14 protein-coding genes are annotated in these 17,418 nt (G+C 49.7%); 5 read left to right on the plus strand and 9 right to left on the minus strand.

The genetic code is table 11. The features are described from left to right. The first annotated feature begins 131 nt into the window (after positions 1-131). Both D5398_RS03950 and queC read left to right on the plus strand, forming a co-directional pair. The gene (locus D5398_RS03950) at positions 132-1,844 is read left to right on the plus strand and encodes an SgrR family transcriptional regulator (RefSeq protein ID WP_120506420.1); all 1,713 of its coding nucleotides are present in this window, start codon (positions 132-134) and stop codon (positions 1,842-1,844) included. A gap of 110 nt (positions 1,845-1,954) precedes the next feature. Further along, the gene (gene queC / locus D5398_RS03955; protein ID WP_120506421.1) at positions 1,955-2,653 is read left to right on the plus strand and encodes a 7-cyano-7-deazaguanine synthase QueC; all 699 of its coding nucleotides are present in this window, start codon (positions 1,955-1,957) and stop codon (positions 2,651-2,653) included. 109 nt (positions 2,654-2,762) lie between these two features. On the opposite strand, the gene D5398_RS03960 is transcribed toward queC, so the two are convergent. From D5398_RS03960 to bolA, 9 genes are all read right to left on the minus strand, one after another. Then, a complete protein-coding gene (locus D5398_RS03960; RefSeq protein WP_120506422.1) occupies positions 2,763-3,164 on the minus strand; it encodes a YbgC/FadM family acyl-CoA thioesterase in 402 nt (133 codons plus the stop codon). Between the two features lie 118 nt (positions 3,165-3,282). Further along, the gene (locus D5398_RS03965; protein ID WP_120506423.1) at positions 3,283-3,666 is read right to left on the minus strand and encodes a ComEA family DNA-binding protein; all 384 of its coding nucleotides are present in this window, start codon (positions 3,664-3,666) and stop codon (positions 3,283-3,285) included. Positions 3,667-3,804: 138 nt separating this feature from the next. Continuing rightward, positions 3,805-5,685 (minus strand): peptidylprolyl isomerase, encoded by a 1,881-nt coding sequence (ppiD, locus tag D5398_RS03970; protein WP_120506424.1) that lies wholly within the window; start codon positions 5,683-5,685, stop codon positions 3,805-3,807. Between the two features lie 165 nt (positions 5,686-5,850). Then, positions 5,851-6,126, minus strand: coding sequence for a nucleoid-associated protein HU-beta (gene hupB, locus D5398_RS03975; RefSeq protein ID WP_013576637.1), 276 nt, complete (start codon positions 6,124-6,126; stop codon positions 5,851-5,853). Between the two features lie 216 nt (positions 6,127-6,342). Continuing rightward, positions 6,343-8,697 carry an endopeptidase La gene (gene lon / locus D5398_RS03980; RefSeq protein WP_120506425.1) on the minus strand — a complete coding sequence of 785 codons (2,355 nt, stop codon included), beginning with the start codon at positions 8,695-8,697 and terminating at the stop codon, positions 6,343-6,345. A gap of 191 nt (positions 8,698-8,888) precedes the next feature. Further along, entirely contained in the window at positions 8,889-10,163 is a 1,275-nt protein-coding gene (gene clpX, locus D5398_RS03985) for an ATP-dependent protease ATP-binding subunit ClpX (RefSeq protein ID WP_120133537.1), read from the minus strand. A gap of 205 nt (positions 10,164-10,368) precedes the next feature. Further along, positions 10,369-10,992 (minus strand): ATP-dependent Clp endopeptidase proteolytic subunit ClpP, encoded by a 624-nt coding sequence (gene clpP, locus D5398_RS03990; protein ID WP_056771081.1) that lies wholly within the window; start codon positions 10,990-10,992, stop codon positions 10,369-10,371. 415 nt (positions 10,993-11,407) lie between these two features. After that, positions 11,408-12,712: a trigger factor gene (tig, locus tag D5398_RS03995; RefSeq protein ID WP_120506426.1), complete on the minus strand. Its 1,305-nt coding sequence runs from the start codon at positions 12,710-12,712 to the stop codon at positions 11,408-11,410. A 446-nt stretch (positions 12,713-13,158) separates the two neighbouring features. Beyond that, positions 13,159-13,473 carry a transcriptional regulator BolA gene (gene bolA / locus D5398_RS04005; protein WP_013576642.1) on the minus strand — a complete coding sequence of 105 codons (315 nt, stop codon included), beginning with the start codon at positions 13,471-13,473 and terminating at the stop codon, positions 13,159-13,161. A gap of 347 nt (positions 13,474-13,820) precedes the next feature. Between bolA and D5398_RS04015 the strand changes: the two genes are divergently transcribed. From D5398_RS04015 to cyoA, 3 genes are all read left to right on the plus strand, one after another. Then, positions 13,821-14,399 (plus strand): lipoprotein, encoded by a 579-nt coding sequence (locus D5398_RS04015; protein ID WP_120506428.1) that lies wholly within the window; start codon positions 13,821-13,823, stop codon positions 14,397-14,399. Positions 14,400-14,545: 146 nt separating this feature from the next. Continuing rightward, the gene (gene ampG, locus D5398_RS04020) at positions 14,546-16,024 is read left to right on the plus strand and encodes a muropeptide MFS transporter AmpG (protein ID WP_120506429.1); all 1,479 of its coding nucleotides are present in this window, start codon (positions 14,546-14,548) and stop codon (positions 16,022-16,024) included. Between the two features lie 434 nt (positions 16,025-16,458). Next, complete coding sequence (cyoA, locus tag D5398_RS04025) at positions 16,459-17,418, plus strand: cytochrome o ubiquinol oxidase subunit II (RefSeq protein ID WP_120506430.1); 960 nt, start codon at positions 16,459-16,461, stop codon at positions 17,416-17,418.

The following is a 17,418-nucleotide window of genomic DNA, read 5'->3' on the forward strand; positions in this document are numbered from 1 at the left end:
AATAGTGAACAGTTTATGAATACTGTTCCGGTTTTAGCTCACACTTTACCCAGCAGGTGCAAGCCAGCACGCCGTGTGTGCGATATACTGAACAAATAAGTTAGCCTGAAAAATAAGGTTCCGTATTTATTATGCGCTTGCAAAACCGCCTGAATCAATTCCAGCGCCTTTATCTCAAAACCGGCTCGTTTCCGGTTCAGCTTACCGTCGCAGAACTGGCGGAAATTTTTTGCTGTAGCGAACGGCATACGCGGACTTTGCTCACTCATTTTCAGGATGCGGGCTGGATTGACTGGAAGTCCCAGGCTGGCCGGGGGAAGCGTGCCTCTCTTTGCTGCCTGAGAACACCTGAAGATTTGCGCGGCACCTATTTACAGGAATTACTGATAAATGGTGAACATTCAGCGGCGTTGCAATTAAGTCAGCTGGATCCGACGCATCTCAACGCCCTGCTGGCGCCGCATCTGGGCGGACAATGGCAGGAAGATGCACCTACGCTGCGCATTCCTTATTACCGCCCTCTCCAGCTGTTGGATCCTCTGACCCTCACCGGACGGGCGGAGCAACATCTTGCCCATACCATTCATGCGGGCCTGACACGCTATGTGCCGGGAAACTCTGCCCCACAGCCGGATCTGGCGCATCACTGGCAAGTCAGTAATAGCGGCAAGACCTGGCAGTTTTTTCTGCGCAGTCAGTTGTTCTGGCATAACGGCGAACCGCTGAAAACTGCGCAACTTATGACCCGTTTTCAGCAGTTAAAGAATTCCGCACGCGGAAAACATAATCTGGCATCCGTTACCACACTGTCGCAGCCACACGCGCTGTGCCTGCAATTTGATCTCGATAAACCCGATTACTGGCTGGCGCATCGTTTTGCGGATCTCAATTGTCTGCTCTCACACCCCGAAGATCCGCATATTGGTGCCGGACCTTTCCGGCTGACCACGTTTTCCCCTGAGCTGGTCAGACTGGAGCAACATACGCTGTATACATTGCAGCATCCTTATCTGGCCGCGATCGAGTTTTGGATCACGCCGCAACTGTTTGCGCAGAAGAACAATGTCAGCTGTCAGCATCCGGTCAGGATCATTCTGGGCGAACAGGAAGAATTATCGCGAGTAAAACCGGTCAGGCGCAGTACCAGTCTGGGATTTTGTTATATCGCCGCCAATCTCAAGCGCGGCGTGTTAAATGAAGCGCAGGCACGCAAAATTGTCCGTCTGATCCAAAGCAGCGGCATGTTAAATAATTTGCCTATCGATCATGATCTGGTGAGATCCAGCAAAGAAATGCTGCCGGGCTGGCCAATTCCTTTGCATGACGATGCGGATGTTCTGTTGCCCGAAAAACTGAGTTTGCTGTTTCATCCGCCAGTTGAATTTGAGCTGGTGGCGCAGGCACTCAAGGAGAAACTGGCGGAAGAAGGCTGTGCACTTGAGGTCAGATATCATGCCGGCAGGCTTTGGGAAGACGATATATTACTCAGTTCCGCCGACCTTTTGCTCGGTGACCGCCTGATTGGCGAGTCGCCCGAAGCATCGCTTGAGAACTGGTTACAGCAAGACCCGCTCTGGCCGGGGATCCTGCGTGATGTAGATTATCAGCGTCAGCAACAGCGCCTGACAGAAACTCAGCAAATCCCGCAGGAAAACCGCCGTTCCGACGAACTGCGCGCGCATTTCTTTCAATGGATGCAATCTGGCATCGTAACGCCTCTGTTTAATTATCAGTATCAGGTCAGCGCCCCGCCCCGTATCAGTGGTGTGCAGCTTACGGCCTGGGGCTGGTTCGATTTTTGTCAGGCCTGGGTTCCACCGCCGCTGCCAACGGAAAGTGCCTGAAGGAGCTGTTTCACTACACTCTGACACTAAAGGAAAGTAACATTAGGGCAATCTTGCTGCCCTATGCGCGGTGAGTTTTAGATAATGATTTCAAACAACAGGTAATCAGAATGAAAAGAGCAGTGGTGGTTTTTAGCGGCGGACAAGACTCAACAACCTGTCTGATTCAGGCTCTGAAGCAATATGACGAAGTCCACTGCGTCACGTTCGATTATGGTCAGCGCCATCGTGCTGAAATTGAGATCGCACAGAAGTTATCCGTGGAACTGGGCGCCCGTGCGCACAAGGTTTTGGATGTCGGCTTGTTAAATGAACTGGCCGTCAGCAGCCTGACCCGCGATAACATACCGGTGCCTAACTTCGGTGATGAAAATGACGGCGGACTGCCAAGCACTTTCGTTCCCGGCCGCAATATCCTGTTCCTGACGCTGGCGGCAATTTACGCTTATCAGATCCAGGCAGAAGCGGTGATCACCGGCGTCTGTGAAACTGACTTCTCCGGTTATCCCGATTGCCGGGATGAGTTTGTGAAGGCGCTGAACACGGCTGTTTCACTGGGTCTGGCACGCGACGTCCGTTTTGAAACGCCGCTGATGTGGCTGAATAAAGCGGAAACCTGGGCGCTGGCGGATTATTACCAGCAACTGGATCTGGTTCGCCATAAAACGCTGACCTGTTACAACGGCATTGCCGGCGACGGTTGTGGCGAATGTGCAGCCTGTCATTTGCGCGCCAATGGTTTGCAGCAATTCCAGCAGGATAAAGTGGGCGTGATGAACAGCCTGAAGCACAAAACCGGCCTGAACTGATTTAACAGTGACAGACAGGCCTGTTTAAAGAGAAACAGACGGCTATCAGACCGTCTGTTTTTAATACTGCTTTGCGTTACAGATATCGTTTTACCGACAGCGGTCAGGATTAATCGTTTTCCAGTTCCAGCTCGCGTAAGCGTTCCAGCAACTCACCTTCCAGCGGCAGCGCTTTTTGCGTACGCAAATCGATACATACGAATGTTATCGTGGCGTCGGCAACCACTTCGCCCTCACAGGTCACAACCTGTTCCAGCACACCACTGCGTCCGTTTAATTGCTGCAAACTACTGTCAATGCGCAACACATCGCCAAGCACTGCCGGCTTGCGATAATTGATATTGATATTCACCACGATGAACGCAATTTTGTTCTCGCTCATCCACTGGAAACCTGACTGATTATCGAGCCATTCCCAGCGGGCAGTCTCGAGGAATTCCAGATAGCGCGCATTGTTGACGTGCTGATAGACGTCGATATGAAAACCGCGAACTTTGATAAAGGTATGCATAGTGGTTAAAAAACTCCTGATAGTCGTCTGAGGCATACAACCAAACTGGTCAGATGTCTTTAGAGATTAGCAGAAGAAAACGGCGGCAACCGTTAAGGGTTTACCGCCGCGACATCCGTCACAATTTCAGACGGTCCTTGTTACGCTCAAACAATGCAGCACCAATTCCCGGTACTTCGCGCAGTTGTTCCACATCGGTAAATTGCCCGAGCTCTTCGCGATAGCTGATGATGGCCTGCGCCTTCTTCATCCCTACCCCGTTCATCACTTTGGCAAACTCCTCTGCTGTCGCAGTGTTAATGTTGACGGTACTTTCATCTGTGACCGCCACCTGCTCCTTTTTCACCTGCGGGCCTGAAACTTTACCCGCGGTCGTTACCGGTGCCGCCGTGGTGGTTGCTACAGGGCTGGTGGCATTTGGTGCCGCGTGTAACATAACGGGCAGAGTAGAAAGTCCCAGTGCCAGAGCCAACGAAAGTGATGTAATGCCTAATTTTTTCATGCTGTATCCTCCATGTGTTTGACAGCACGCAGAGAGTGCACCAGGCAAAAAAAACGAACAACAGGCAAGTTTCAAATATGGAAAAGGCCGCGAAAGCGGCCTTTGTTTGTTGCAACGCGTTGCAAAACTTTGCGGCGTTTACTGGTTTTGTGCGGCTGAACCGTATTTGATTTTCGCTTCCTGACGAAGGTTTGTCAGCAAGGCATCAAAGGTCACGTTCGAGGAGGTTTGTTGCATCTCCTGAGTGAAACGTGCGGTATCCGTCTCAGGAACGGTACCCGGTGTCACAGCATTCAGTTTGACCAGTACGCTGTTGCCTTTATTGTCCTGCGTCAGACCATATACCGGCTGGCCTTTCTGAGGCTGTGGCAAGGCGTAAACGTTAGATTCAAAGGCAGAAGGCTGCTGGCTGCGTTGGACTTTCTGTGAAGCACCGAAGCTCAGGCCTGCCGCTTTCATCGCGTCGTCGCCTTTGCCGTCTTTCAGTGCGGTCAGCAGTTTCTCACCATCCATCCGTGCCTGATCCTGCGCTTTCTGGCGTTTAACCAGAGTCGTCACCTGATCTTTCACTTCAGCAAAAGGTTTCACGCCTTCAGCTTTATGCGCATCGACACGAACCACAAAGGCACGATCGCCATCAACCGTAATGATATCGGAGTTACTGCCCGGAGAACCGTCCTGACCAATCAGACCGCCATCAAAAATCGCCTGTACGACAGGTTTGAAATTGATGCCAGCAGGGATTTGGTTTTGGGTAAACCAGTCGGTATGTACCGCTTTAGAACCTGCAACTTCTTCAGCAGAAGCCAGAGATTCATTGTCATTGGTTGCGGCTTCGCTGACTTTCTGTTGCAGCGCGTAGTAAGCATCCAGTGATTTTTCCTGCTTAAGCTTGTCAGTGATCGTGTTGCGAACTGCCGCTAACGGTTTCACCTGCTCAGGCGTCACGTCATCAAGACGCAGAATAAAGAAACCACTGTCAGACTTAATCACACCGGAAACCTGACCTTTGGCCGTCAGTTTCGCGTTCTTAAATTCTGGCAATGTCGTTTCCGGTTCCATCCAGCCCAAATCACCACCCTGTTTCGCACTCAGGGCATCGGTAGATTTAGTCTTAGCCAGTTCGGCAAAGTCAGTCCCTTTCTTCAGCTCGGCGGCAACAGCGTCGGCATCAGCCTGTGATTTCAGGACAATGACGCTGTAACGGCGGCGTTCAGGCTGACCAAACTCACTTTTGTGCTGGTCGTAATAGGCGCTGATATCAGCATCCGTCACTTCAGTTTTGCCCTGCATTGCCGCTGCATCCATTTCGATGTAGCTGACTTTTACCTGCTCAGGGGACATAAAGCTGTTTTTATTCTGGTCGTAGAAAGCCTGCAACTCTGCGTCAGTGACCTGCTGTTTTGCAGCCAGAGCATCGGTGTCAAGAATGGCGGTTTGTACTTCACGAACCTGCAAAAGCAGTTCAGCCATTGCTTTGCTTTCTACCGGCAGAACAAAATCAGACTGACCGTAAGCCTGCTCAAGCTGCTGACTGATGAGCTGCTGTTTCATCAGCAACGCAAAATTATCCGCGCTGTATCCCATACTCTGGATGCTTTGCAGATATTTGGCGTTATCGAAACGGCCATCAGTCTGGAATTGTGGGGTGGCAAAAATCGCGTCTTTAATCTGCTGATCGCTGACGGTAATACCCAATTTTTTGGAATACTGATCAAGCAAAGTGACGTCAATCAGATTGCTCAGGGATTCCTGACGCAGCTGCTGCATGTAACCATCACTGCCCGCAAGTTCAGAGAACTGATCGCCAAGTTGCTGCTGCAACCGGTTACGCTGGTTTTGCACTGCCTGCTCTAACTGAGCCCGACCGATTTCCTGACCATTCACTTTCGCTGCATAGTCGCCTGAACCGCCGACCAGGTAGTTGCCCACCCCTGTCAAAATAAAGGACAGAATAATCAGGGCCAGAATGATTTTGAGCACGACGTTGTTGGAAGCCGCGCGTAAATTGTCCATCATAGTGAGGCAACACTCCGCTGTAATAAAAAAAGCGCACCGTTTTCGATGCGCCTTATATCTTACCTTACCAGCCCGATGACGTCAGGTTATTGTTTAACAACCAGACCTGTGTAAAAAAGCATCAATGATGCGCCTCACAAGGTTGCGACGTCAGCTTGCAGGTAATTAGCCATTAACGGCATCTTTCAGCGCTTTACCTGCACGGAAGCCAGGTACTTTGGCTGCTGCAATGCTGATTTCTTTACCGGTCTGTGGGTTACGACCAGTACGTGCTGAGCGTTCACGCACGGAGAAAGTACCGAAACCTACCAGAGCTACTTCATCCCCAGCTTTCAGGGTGTCAGTGACAGATGCAAGAACAGCATCTAAAACACGTCCCGCTGCGGCTTTAGAAATATCAGCACCGGCAGCAATTTTGTCGATCAATTGTGACTTATTCACTCTTATCATCCCCTCTTAAATTTCGTTCATCACGACGCATTTTCCCTGCAGACGTGACCGCGCTGCTGTTATATCAATCTTGTCAGAGCGATGCAAGCGACTGAAAGCAGCCTGAATCCTTCTGACCGTTGACTAACTTAACGGCACAAAAAAAAGCTGGCAAGTGAGATTTCACCTGCCAGCCTGAGTTTTATTCAACTGTGTAAGCTGATGTCACTATTTTGCAGCCACCGGCAGTGCGCCGTAAGCCGGATTTTGCAGTGCGATGTTCAGAACGTCATCAATGCGTTTTACCGGGTGGATCTCAAGATCTGCCAGCACGTTTGCCGGAATTTCTTCCAGATCACGTTTATTGTCGTCCGGGATCAGAACCACTTTGATGCCACCGCGATGAGCTGCAAGCAGTTTTTCTTTCAGACCACCGATGGGCAGAACCAGACCACGCAGAGTGATTTCACCTGTCATCGCCACATCCGCACGAACCGGGTTACCGGTCAGACAGGACACCAGCGCGGTACACATTGCGATACCGGCACTCGGACCATCTTTCGGCGTAGCCCCTTCTGGTACGTGAACGTGAATATCACGTTTTTCGTAGAAGTCAGGGTTGATACCCAGCTTGTCAGCACGTGCGCGTACAACAGTCAGCGCCGCCTGAATGGATTCCTGCATCACTTCACCCAGAGAACCGGTGTAAGTCAGCTTACCCTTGCCCGGAACGCAGGCCGTTTCGATGGTCAGCAGCTCGCCGCCCACTTCGGTCCACGCCAGACCTGTCACCTGGCCCACACGGTTTTCGGTATCAGCACGGCCATAATCGACCTTCTGCACGCCGAGGAAATCTTTCAGGTTGTCGCCGTTGATTTCAATGTGCTTGATGGATTTATCCATCAGCAATTGTTTAACCGCTTTACGGCAAAGTTTAGACAACTCACGTTCTAAACTACGCACGCCCGCTTCACGGGTATAGAAACGGATAATGCCGATAATCGCGCTGTCATCAACAGTCAGTTCGTTCTTCTTAAGCGCGTTACGCTCAAGCTGCTTCGGCAGTAAATGCTGTTTAGCGATGTTCAGTTTTTCGTCTTCGGTATAACCGGAAAGACGGATTACTTCCATACGATCCAGCAACGGAGCCGGGATGTTCATCGAGTTCGAGGTCGCTACGAACATCACATCTGACAGGTCGTAATCGACTTCCAGATAGTGATCGTTAAACGCAACGTTCTGTTCCGGATCCAGCACTTCCAGCAAAGCAGAAGCCGGATCACCGCGCATATCCGATGACATCTTGTCGATTTCATCGAGCAGGAACAGCGGGTTTTTCACCCCAACTTTCGCCATTTTCTGAATCAATTTGCCCGGCATGGAACCGATATAGGTACGACGGTGACCACGGATTTCCGCTTCGTCACGAACCCCACCCAGCGCCATACGGACATATTCACGCCCTGTGGCACGCGCGATGGACTGGCCCAGTGAGGTTTTACCCACACCCGGAGGCCCAACCAGGCACAGGATTGGCCCTTTGATTTTGCTGACGCGCGTCTGAACTGCAAGATACTCAAGGATGCGATCTTTAACCCGCTCGAGGCCAAAGTGATCGGTATCCAGAACTTCCTGTGCTTTACGCAGATCTTTTTTCACTTTGCTGCGGGCATTCCATGGCACCTGAAGCATCCAGTCGATATATCCACGGACAACCGTGGCTTCGGCGGACATCGGCGACATCATTTTCAGCTTTTGCAGCTCAGCTTCGGTTTTCTCACGCGCATCTTTGGGCATTTTGGCCGCTTCGATTTTGCGTTTCAGCGCCTCATGCTCGTCAGGCGTGTCGTCCATTTCGCCAAGTTCTTTCTGAATCGCTTTCATTTGCTCATTCAGATAGTACTCGCGCTGGCTTTTTTCCATCTGTTTTTTGACACGATTACGGATGCGTTTCTCAACCTGTAACAGGTCAATTTCCGATTCCATCATCGCCATCAGATATTCCAGACGCTCGGTGATATCAAACATTTCCAGCACGGATTGTTTGTCAGCGAGTTTCAGTGGCATATGCGCGGCGATGGTGTCAGCCAGACGTGCAGCATCTTCAATGCTGTTCAGTGACGTCAGCACTTCCGGCGGGATCTTTTTGTTCAGCTTGATGTAGCCTTCAAACTGATTAATCGCGGTGCGCACCAGAACTTCCTGCTCGCGTTCATCCACGGCCGGAGATTCCAGGTATTCCGCCTGGGCAGCAAAATGCTCGCCACTGTCAGAAAGTGTCGTAATACGGGCGCGTTGTAACCCTTCCACCAGCACTTTGACCGTGCCGTCCGGGAGCTTCAGCATTTGTAATATTGAGGCAACCGTACCCACGGAGAAGAGATCATTAACGCCCGGCTCATCTGTTGAGGCTTCTTTCTGCGCCACCAGCATGATTTTTTTGTCGTGATCCATCGCGGCTTCAAGGCACCGAATCGATTTTTCCCTGCCAACAAACAACGGGATCACCATGTGCGGATAAACCACCACATCGCGCAAAGGCAATACGGGGATTTCTATGCGTTCAGAACGCTCAGGGTTCATAGAGCTCTCTCTTAGTTTAGCTTCCGCCAGGTTAAGGAAATCTCGTGAAACACGAGTCAGACGGGTTTCAGCAAGTCGTTAACTGAGTATATGGGGATGAATGTCCGACATTCAACGATAAGAATGTGCGAAAAAAAAATGGGGGACAAAATCCCCCATTTCATGGCTAACTCTCTGGATAGATTGGCTAATTATTCGCCAGATGCCTGTTGCGCTTCTGGTTTGCCATAAATCATCAGAGGTTCTGACTGGCCCGCAATTACGGACTCATCAATCACCACTTTCTCGACATCTTCGAGAGACGGCAGATCATACATAGTATCCAGCAATGCGGCTTCTACGATTGAACGCAGACCACGGGCACCGGTTTTACGGACCATGGCTTTTTTCGCAATCGCGACCAGCGCTTCATCACGGAATTCCAGTTCAACGCCTTCCAGATTGAACAATGCCTGATACTGTTTAGTCAGGGCATTTTTCGGCTCTTTCAGAATCTGAATCAGAGCCTCTTCGTTCAGCTCGCTCAGGGTCGCCACCACTGGCAGACGGCCAATGAACTCAGGGATCAGACCAAACTTGATCAAATCTTCTGGTTCAGCCTGCGCCAGCAACTGACCTTCGGTTGCTTTCTCTTCTTTGCCTTTCACTTCTGCACCAAAACCGATACCGGTATTGGTATTAATACGCTGACCAATCACTTTATCCAGACCGGCAAATGCACCGCCACAGATAAAGAGGATTTTCGAGGTATCAACCTGCAGGAATTCCTGCTGTGGATGTTTACGTCCGCCTTGCGGTGGAACGGCAGCCACGGTGCCTTCAATCAGTTTCAGCAGCGCCTGCTGAACACCTTCGCCCGACACGTCACGGGTGATGGATGGATTATCAGATTTTCGGGAAATCTTATCGATTTCATCAATATAAACAATCCCGCGTTGCGCTTTCTGTACGTCGTAGTCACATTTCTGCAGCAATTTCTGGATAATATTTTCGACGTCTTCACCCACGTAACCGGCTTCGGTCAGCGTGGTGGCATCGGCCATGGTAAATGGCACATCCAGGAAACGCGCAAGGGTTTCAGCCAGCAGCGTTTTACCGCTACCCGTCGGCCCGATCAGCAGAATGTTGCTTTTGCCTAATTCAATACCATTGCTGGTATCGCCATTACGCAGACGCTTGTAGTGGTTGTACACAGCCACAGCCAGCACTTTTTTCGCAGGTTCCTGACCGATAACATAATCGTCAAGGTGCTGACGAATTTCATGCGGCGTCGGTAATGCACTGCGTTCACGGTGTGGCGCAACTTCTTTGATCTCTTCGCGAATAATGTCATTACATAAATCGACACATTCATCGCAGATATACACTGACGGCCCGGCAATCAGCTTACGAACTTCATGCTGGCTTTTGCCGCAAAAAGAGCAGTACAGCAGCTTTCCTGAACCGTCTTTGCGCTTATCTGTCATCAGTAAACCTCTTCTTTAAAATCAGTCCCGCAGCGTAACAGTAACACCCCGGCACGACCATATTACACAACAGCCGCATGATTGGCTGATGTCTGTTCATACCTGTTATAACTCATTCCAGGCAGGTTTTGTTTGAGACAAAACCTGCCTTTGAGACGTCCGTATGAGTATAACTATAGACCATCAGCCCGGTAGAAATAAGCCGTCAGGCGCGATGGGTAAATACGGAGTCAACTAACCCGTACTGTACAGCCTCATCAGCAGACAGGAAACGGTCACGCTCAGTGTCACGCTCTATTTCTTCAAGAGTTTTACCCGTATGTTTCGCCATTAGCTCGTTCATACGTGATTTTACTTTCAGAATTTCTTTCGCGTGGATCTCGATGTCCGTCGCCTGGCCCTGGAAACCGCCGAGTGGCTGGTGGATCATCACACGTGAGTTTGGCAGACAGAAGCGTTTACCTTCTGCACCGGCGGTCAACAGGAATGCACCCATTGAACAAGCCTGCCCCATACAAATGGTGCTGACGTCCGGTTTGATGAACTGCATGGTGTCATAAATCGACATACCGGCAGTGATCACGCCACCCGGCGAGTTGATATAAAGGTAAATGTCCTTTTCCGGACTTTCTGCTTCCAGGAACAGCATCTGGGCAACAATCAGGTTAGCCATATGGTCTTCAACCTGACCTGTCAGGAAGATGATGCGTTCCTTAAGCAGACGGGAGAAGATGTCGTATGAACGTTCGCCCCGTGAAGTTTGCTCAACCACCATGGGTACCAACGCCATGTTTGGTGCAAATTGCTCTCTTTCACCACTGTATGACATAACCGTCTCCTAATAGATTCTGTTTGGCGCTCTTTAAAACCGATTCTACTTGAGATAGGCACACATGACTATGCTCAAGCGGCCAAGTCGCCATTTACACGCCTGACGGTCGTTATCAGTCAGATTTTAACTACATATTTACCTGGGTTCGTTCTTATCAATTGGGGGATTTAGCCCCTTTTTTCAAGCCTGCAGGAATATTTCTTTTTCTCACGCTCTCCAAAACCCTGAAAAAACCATTCTGGAGGAGTTTAGTGTGAGGTTTCTACGTGGGCTGTGCTTTATAGTGATAAATATAGTGCAAAAACAACAGTCAAAAACAAAAAATAGCTGTTTTAAGCAAATAAAAAGCCCGCAGTAAAAACTGCGGGCTTAAGAAGCAAACCTGTTAACAGGTTCAGCAACGTGCATAAAATTATGCAGGTTGAGTCTGGTTCATCAGCTCAGTAAAGGTAGTGGCTTTTTCAGTCACTTTCGCTTTAGACAACAGAGTTTCGACCGCTTGTTCTTCCAGAGCGACGTTACGCATGTTGTTCATCAGCTCTTTGTTTTTGCTGTAGAACTCAACAACTTCTTGTGGATCTTCGTACGCAGAAGCCATTTCTTCGATCAACGCTTTAACGCGATCTTCGTCAGCTTTCAGTTCGTGCTGGCTGATCACTTCGCCCAGCAGCAGACCGACAACAACGCGACGTTTAGCTTGCTCTTCGAACAACTCACGTGGCAGTTCCAGCGCTTGTTTCTCGTTGCCGCCGAAACGTTGTGCAGCCTGACGACGCAGAACATCTACTTCGCCGTCGATCAGTGCAGCTGGCACGTCGATGTCGTTAGCGCTGACCAGACCGTCGATTGCCTGAGTTTTGATGCGGTTACGAACTGCACCTTTCAGCTCGCGTTCCATGTTTTTACGCACTTCAGCACGCAGACCTTCAACAGAACCATCAGCCACGCCGAAACGTTTGATGAATTCTGGCGTCAGTTCTGGCAGTTCGCGCTCTTCAACTTTCTTCAGAGTGATAACGAACTTAGCTGCTTTACCTTTCAGGTTTTCAGCGTGGTAATCTTCCGGGAAGTTCACGTCGATTGTGAATTCTTCACCCGCTTTATGACCGACCAGACCTTCTTCGAAGCCTGGGATCATGCGGCCCTGGCCCATAGCCAGTACGAAATCAGAGGCTTTGCCGCCTTCGAAATCTTCACCGTCGATAGAACCGGAGAAATCAACCGTTACGCGATCTTCAGCAGTGACTGCAGCGTCAGTTTCTTTCCAGTCAGCTTGTTGCTTACGCAGAGTTTCCAGCATGGTATCAACATCAGCGTCGTTAACTTCAACAACAGGTTTTTCAACTTCGATGTTTTCCAGATCTTTCAGCTCAACTTCCGGGTACACTTCGAATTCTACGGAGAAATTGAAGTCTTCACCTTGCTTGTACTCACCAGGGATGTAGTTAGGTGCGCCAGCCGGATTGATTTTTTCTTTGATGATCGCATCAACGAAATTGCGTTGCATCAGATCACCCAGCACGTCCTGACGTACTGACGCGCCGTAACGCTGTTCGATGATGTGGCTTGGTACTTTGCCTTTACGGAAGCCGTCAATACGTACTTTTTTAGAGACGTTGATCAGTTCACTGCTCACTGCTTTTTCAATGCTTTCAGCAGGAACAGTAATCGTTACGCGGCGCCCAAGGCCTTGAGTGGTTTCAACAGAAACTTGCATCTTGTTACCTCAAAAAAAAATCACAGTGCTCGGTCAACTCCAGAAGTCGTTCTCAAGATGAGAAGCAGCATCGAGTGCGCGAACTTACCTTGAAAACGACTTCTAAGAACCGGGACAGTTCTGTATCAGAACGTAGCCCTGTATTCGAGAGCGTCCGAAACCATTCCGGAAAAATTAGACGCGACATTATAGCGACGCAGACGCATTGAGTCGAGGACGGTATCTGTTACGCGGGAGGAAACTCACACGGGAATCGATCCTTCGAAAAAAGCGGTCATTGCAATGGCATTTCACCTTGCCGTCTGTCCGTCAGAAGAAAAACAAAAACGGCCCGCGGGCCGTTTCTTGAAATTCGCATCTACTAATACCGCATCTGACAAGGAAAGTTCCAGTCTTACCGTCTCAAACACCGATATTTATGCCTTTTGTGAATCAAATCGTGATGATTACGCCATTGTTCCTGCACCGCGACAAGGCGGAGAAGCGGGAACCGTATCCTGCAAACCTTCCCATTCTTTCAGGGTATAGGTATGGAGTGCCAGAGCATGAACGCTGCCCGCCAGCTCTTCGGTTAGTCTTCCATAGATTGCACGATGACGCGCCAGGAAGCGCTCGCCGATAAACTTATCGGACACCATCACAACTTTAAAATGGCTCTCGGAGCCTGCCGGGACATTATGACGATAACTTTCGTCAGTCACTTCCAGAAACGCAGGTTCGAATGCTTCAACTAATTTTGCTTCTATTTGCTCACGAATCATAGCAATCTCCTTACACCGCATCAGCTGAGAACTGCGTCTGTCTGGCTCACCGTTCTACTAAACTCCCTACTTTCCACACTGACTACTCTTAAATAATAGGCTGCTTTGCGGCTTCTACGTTAATCACATAAAAAAATTTATGCGATTGATTGATAAAATTAGCGCTCAGTTTGTCAAACAAATTGCGGCTTCGCCACGTAGTCAGTGCTTCACCTGCTGATCTGATGAAAAAAAAGGCAGAAAAAACACTTTTCCGGATTGTTGGGACTTCCACCAGCAATTGGCAATGTTATGATGTCGGCAAATTTTTTGAGCACTATTCCCTTATAAATATTGAGAAAACACACATGTTAAAGAAAATCATTTTCCCTGTTCTGGCTATGCTGATGCTGGCCGGTTGCGCCACCAGCACTAACACGCTGGACGTTTCCCCGAAAATTGTTCTGCCTTCACAGGATCCTACCCTTCAGGGCATTACCATCAGTATTAACGGTGCTGACCAGCGTCAGGATCAGGCATTGGCGAAGGTTAACCGTGATGGTCAGCTGATTTCGCTGACACCTTCCCGTGATCTGCGCTTCCTGTTGCAGGAATCCCTGGAGAAACAAATGACGGCCCGTGGTTATATGGTCGGCGCTGACGGGGCGGTAGATCTGCAAATCGTCGTGAACAATCTGTATGCCGATGTTCAGGAGGGTAACCTGCGTTACAACATCACCACCAAAGCAGACATCTCTATCATTGCTACCGCGAAAAACGGCAGCAAGCAGACGAAAAACTACCGCTCGACGTACAACGTTCAGGGCGCACTGTCTGCGACTAACGCGAAAATCACCAACGCGGTTAACACTACTCTTGGCGATGTCATCAGCGACATGGCTTCAGACACCAGCATCAGCGACTTCATCAAAGCCAACGCACGATAAGTTTCTGCTGTAAGAGTGATTACTTCTGCCCGGCTTGTCCGGGCAGAATGCTTTCTGAGGCAAGTGATTGTCTTTTCCGATAAGCATTCCTTCCTTTATTATGCATATGCGCCACTCTCTCACCGGTTCGCAGGAACAGAATTTTAATGAAAGGTCAGTACTTCAAGATTTTCACCCAGCGTAATACCCTCATTTTGCTGCTTCTGGGGTTTGCTTCCGGCTTGCCACTGGCGCTGACATCCGGCACGTTGCAGGCCTGGATGACAGTGGAAAACGTCGATCTGAAAACGATCGGGATATTCTCTCTGGTCGGCCAGGCTTACGTTTTTAAATTCCTGTGGTCACCGATGATGGACCGTTACACGCCCTCTTTCCTCGGGCGCCGACGTGGCTGGCTGATACTGACGCAACTTCTGCTGGTGGTGGCGATTTTCGCAATGGGATTTATGGATCCCTCGAAAGATTTATTCTGGCTGGCGTCGCTGGCGGTGCTGATTGCCTTCGCCTCGGCGTCTCAGGACATCGTATTCGACGCCTATAAAACCGATTTATTGCCACCGGAAGAGCGCGGGAACGGCGCGGCAGTATCCGTACTGGGCTACCGGCTGGCAATGCTGGTTTCCGGCGGTCTGGCATTATGGCTGGCGGATCGTTATCTCGGCTGGCAGCACATGTACTGGCTGATGGCAGGTCTGATGTTCATTGGCGTCATTGCCACTCTGCTGTCGCCGGAGCCTGAAAACTCGCAACCGGCACCGCGCACTATCGAAATGGCCGTGGTCGCGCCGCTGAAAGACTTTTTTGGCCGTAACAATGCCTGGCTGATTTTGTTGCTCATCGTGATGTACAAAATGGGCGATGCTTTCGCAGGCAGCCTGAGCACCACATTTCTAATCCGCGGCGTCGGATTTGATGCCGGGGAGGTCGGGCTGGTAAACAAAACCCTCGGCCTGACCGCCACTATTTTCGGCGCACTGTTTGGCGGGATGCTGATGCAGCGTCTGAGCCTGTTCCGTGCGCTTATGTTGTTCGGCATTTTGCAGGGCATATCAAACGCCGGCTACTGGGTCCTTGCCGTTACAGATAAAGATTTGATCACCATGGGCACGGCGATTTTCTTCGAAAATCTGTGCGGAGGTATGGGAACAGCCGCCTTTGTCGCGCTTTTAATGACTTTGTGTAACCGCTCGTTCTCGGCCACCCAGTTTGCTTTGCTCTCAGCCTTGTCTGCCGTGGGCCGCGTATATGTCGGGCCCATTGCCGGCTGGTTTGTGGAAGCCTACGGCTGGCCGTGGTTTTATCTTTTCTCAATTGTGGCGGCGGTTCCCGGTCTGCTGCTGCTGGCCGTTTGCCGACAGACACTGGAATACACGCAAAATACCGACAGTTTCCTGCCACGTGTTCACTTTGCAAAATCCTACCGCTGGGCACTGCGTTGCCTGCTGGCGGGAAGTGTGCTGCTGATCCTCTGGGTGATCACGCTGATTGCAGACAGTGCAGGCTGGGCGTCGTGGCAAGCTCTGGCGACAATATTGCTGGAAACAGGGGCCATCATTTGCCTGACTGGTGTTATTTTAGGCAGTTTGCTCGACTTTTTATCTCTGCGTCGCACCGCACGTTCATGATTTAACGCCATTCATATGAAAATGAGTGGCGCATTTCATTTAACAACTGATCAATAAACATCACTCAATAATTTAAATTCAGAAAAAAGAATATTTCGCTGGATAATTTTTCTCGCTCGCTTTTTGTTGATTTTATTTCACTCGTTTTAAACATTAATTTAACATTAATTAAACCTATCGATCAGATAATGGCCCGCAATAATAATGGGAAAATCTGTCACCCCTTGTTTTTCATCACTATAGGAAAAAATCCATACGCAACATATTGTTGCCCAATGTAAATTGTCACGATCCGTGACATGTGTGACTGCGTTAACATAAAGTGTCAACAGCGCCTTGACACTTGTTTAAGCGTGTTTACAGTCCTGCAACCTTCCCGTAAAATGCCCGCACACCTGAAGCGACAATAGAGCCCTAGTTATTGAGGTCGTTAGATGAGACTTAAGAAATACAATAAAAGTATTGGGATGTTGTCCTTATTTGCCTCCGCGTTATTGTTGAGCGGTTGCAATACGGCATTGATGGATCCCAAGGGAGCAATTGGACTCGAGCAGAGAACGCTGATTTTAACCGCTATCGGTTTAATGCTGATCGTTGTTATACCAGTTATTATCATGGCGTTTGTCTTTGCGTGGAAGTATCGTGCTTCCAACACAAAAGCAAAATACAGTCCTGATTGGTCCCACTCCAACAAAATTGAAGCCGTCGTTTGGACAGTTCCAATTATTATCATTGCCATTCTGGCAACGATTACCTGGAAAACCACCCACTCGCTTGATCCGTTCAAGCCAATCGTGTCTGACGAAAAACCGATGACGGTTGAAGTCGTTTCTCTGGACTGGAAATGGTTGTTCATTTATCCGGAACAGGGCATCGCTACCGTTAACGAACTCGTCATTCCTAAAGATGTGCCGGTTCAGTTCAAAGTCACTTCTGACTCTGTGATGAACTCGTTCTTTATTCCTCAGTTAGGCGGGCAGATTTATGCGATGGCCGGTATGCAGACTCAGTTGCACTTGATTGCAAATGAAGCGGGTACCTATAAGGGCATCTCAGCAAGCTTCAGCGGCCGCGGCTTCTCTGGCATGAAGTTCAACACGATTGCGACGCCAACCCGTGCCGATTTCGACACCTGGGTAGCGAAAGTGAAAAGCGCACCGAACCAACTGGCAACCACTGATGACTTCAACAAACTGGCAGCACAGAGTATCGACAACCCGGTCGAATACTTCTCTGTTGCAAAACCAGGTTTGTTCAAAGAAATCATTGGCAAATACTCCATGCATGACATGAAGGCAGCGCCAGAAGGTCACACCATGCCAATGCCAGCCGGCAGTGACATGAAAGGCATGGATATGGGTGGACAGTCTCACGCAGCCGGAGCCGAGGAATAA

Origin of the sequence: Rahnella bruchi (genome assembly GCF_003614975.1) — a bacterium.
GTDB lineage: Bacteria > Pseudomonadota > Gammaproteobacteria > Enterobacterales > Enterobacteriaceae > Rahnella > Rahnella bruchi.

Coding starts and splice junctions, on each gene's coding strand:
- D5398_RS03950 (WP_120506420.1), top strand. CDS start 132: ATGCGCTTGCAAAACCGCCTGAATCAATTCCAGCGCCTTTATCTCAAA.
- queC (WP_120506421.1), top strand. CDS start 1,955: ATGAAAAGAGCAGTGGTGGTTTTTAGCGGCGGACAAGACTCAACAACC.
- D5398_RS03960 (WP_120506422.1), bottom strand. CDS start 3,164: ATGCATACCTTTATCAAAGTTCGCGGTTTTCATATCGACGTCTATCAG.
- D5398_RS03965 (WP_120506423.1), bottom strand. CDS start 3,666: ATGAAAAAATTAGGCATTACATCACTTTCGTTGGCTCTGGCACTGGGA.
- ppiD (WP_120506424.1), bottom strand. CDS start 5,685: ATGATGGACAATTTACGCGCGGCTTCCAACAACGTCGTGCTCAAAATC.
- lon (WP_120506425.1), bottom strand. CDS start 8,697: ATGAACCCTGAGCGTTCTGAACGCATAGAAATCCCCGTATTGCCTTTG.
- clpX (WP_120133537.1), bottom strand. CDS start 10,163: ATGACAGATAAGCGCAAAGACGGTTCAGGAAAGCTGCTGTACTGCTCT.
- clpP (WP_056771081.1), bottom strand. CDS start 10,992: ATGTCATACAGTGGTGAAAGAGAGCAATTTGCACCAAACATGGCGTTG.
- tig (WP_120506426.1), bottom strand. CDS start 12,712: ATGCAAGTTTCTGTTGAAACCACTCAAGGCCTTGGGCGCCGCGTAACG.
- bolA (WP_013576642.1), bottom strand. CDS start 13,473: ATGATTCGTGAGCAAATAGAAGCAAAATTAGTTGAAGCATTCGAACCT.
- D5398_RS04015 (WP_120506428.1), top strand. CDS start 13,821: ATGTTAAAGAAAATCATTTTCCCTGTTCTGGCTATGCTGATGCTGGCC.
- ampG (WP_120506429.1), top strand. CDS start 14,546: ATGAAAGGTCAGTACTTCAAGATTTTCACCCAGCGTAATACCCTCATT.
- cyoA (WP_120506430.1), top strand. CDS start 16,459: ATGAGACTTAAGAAATACAATAAAAGTATTGGGATGTTGTCCTTATTT.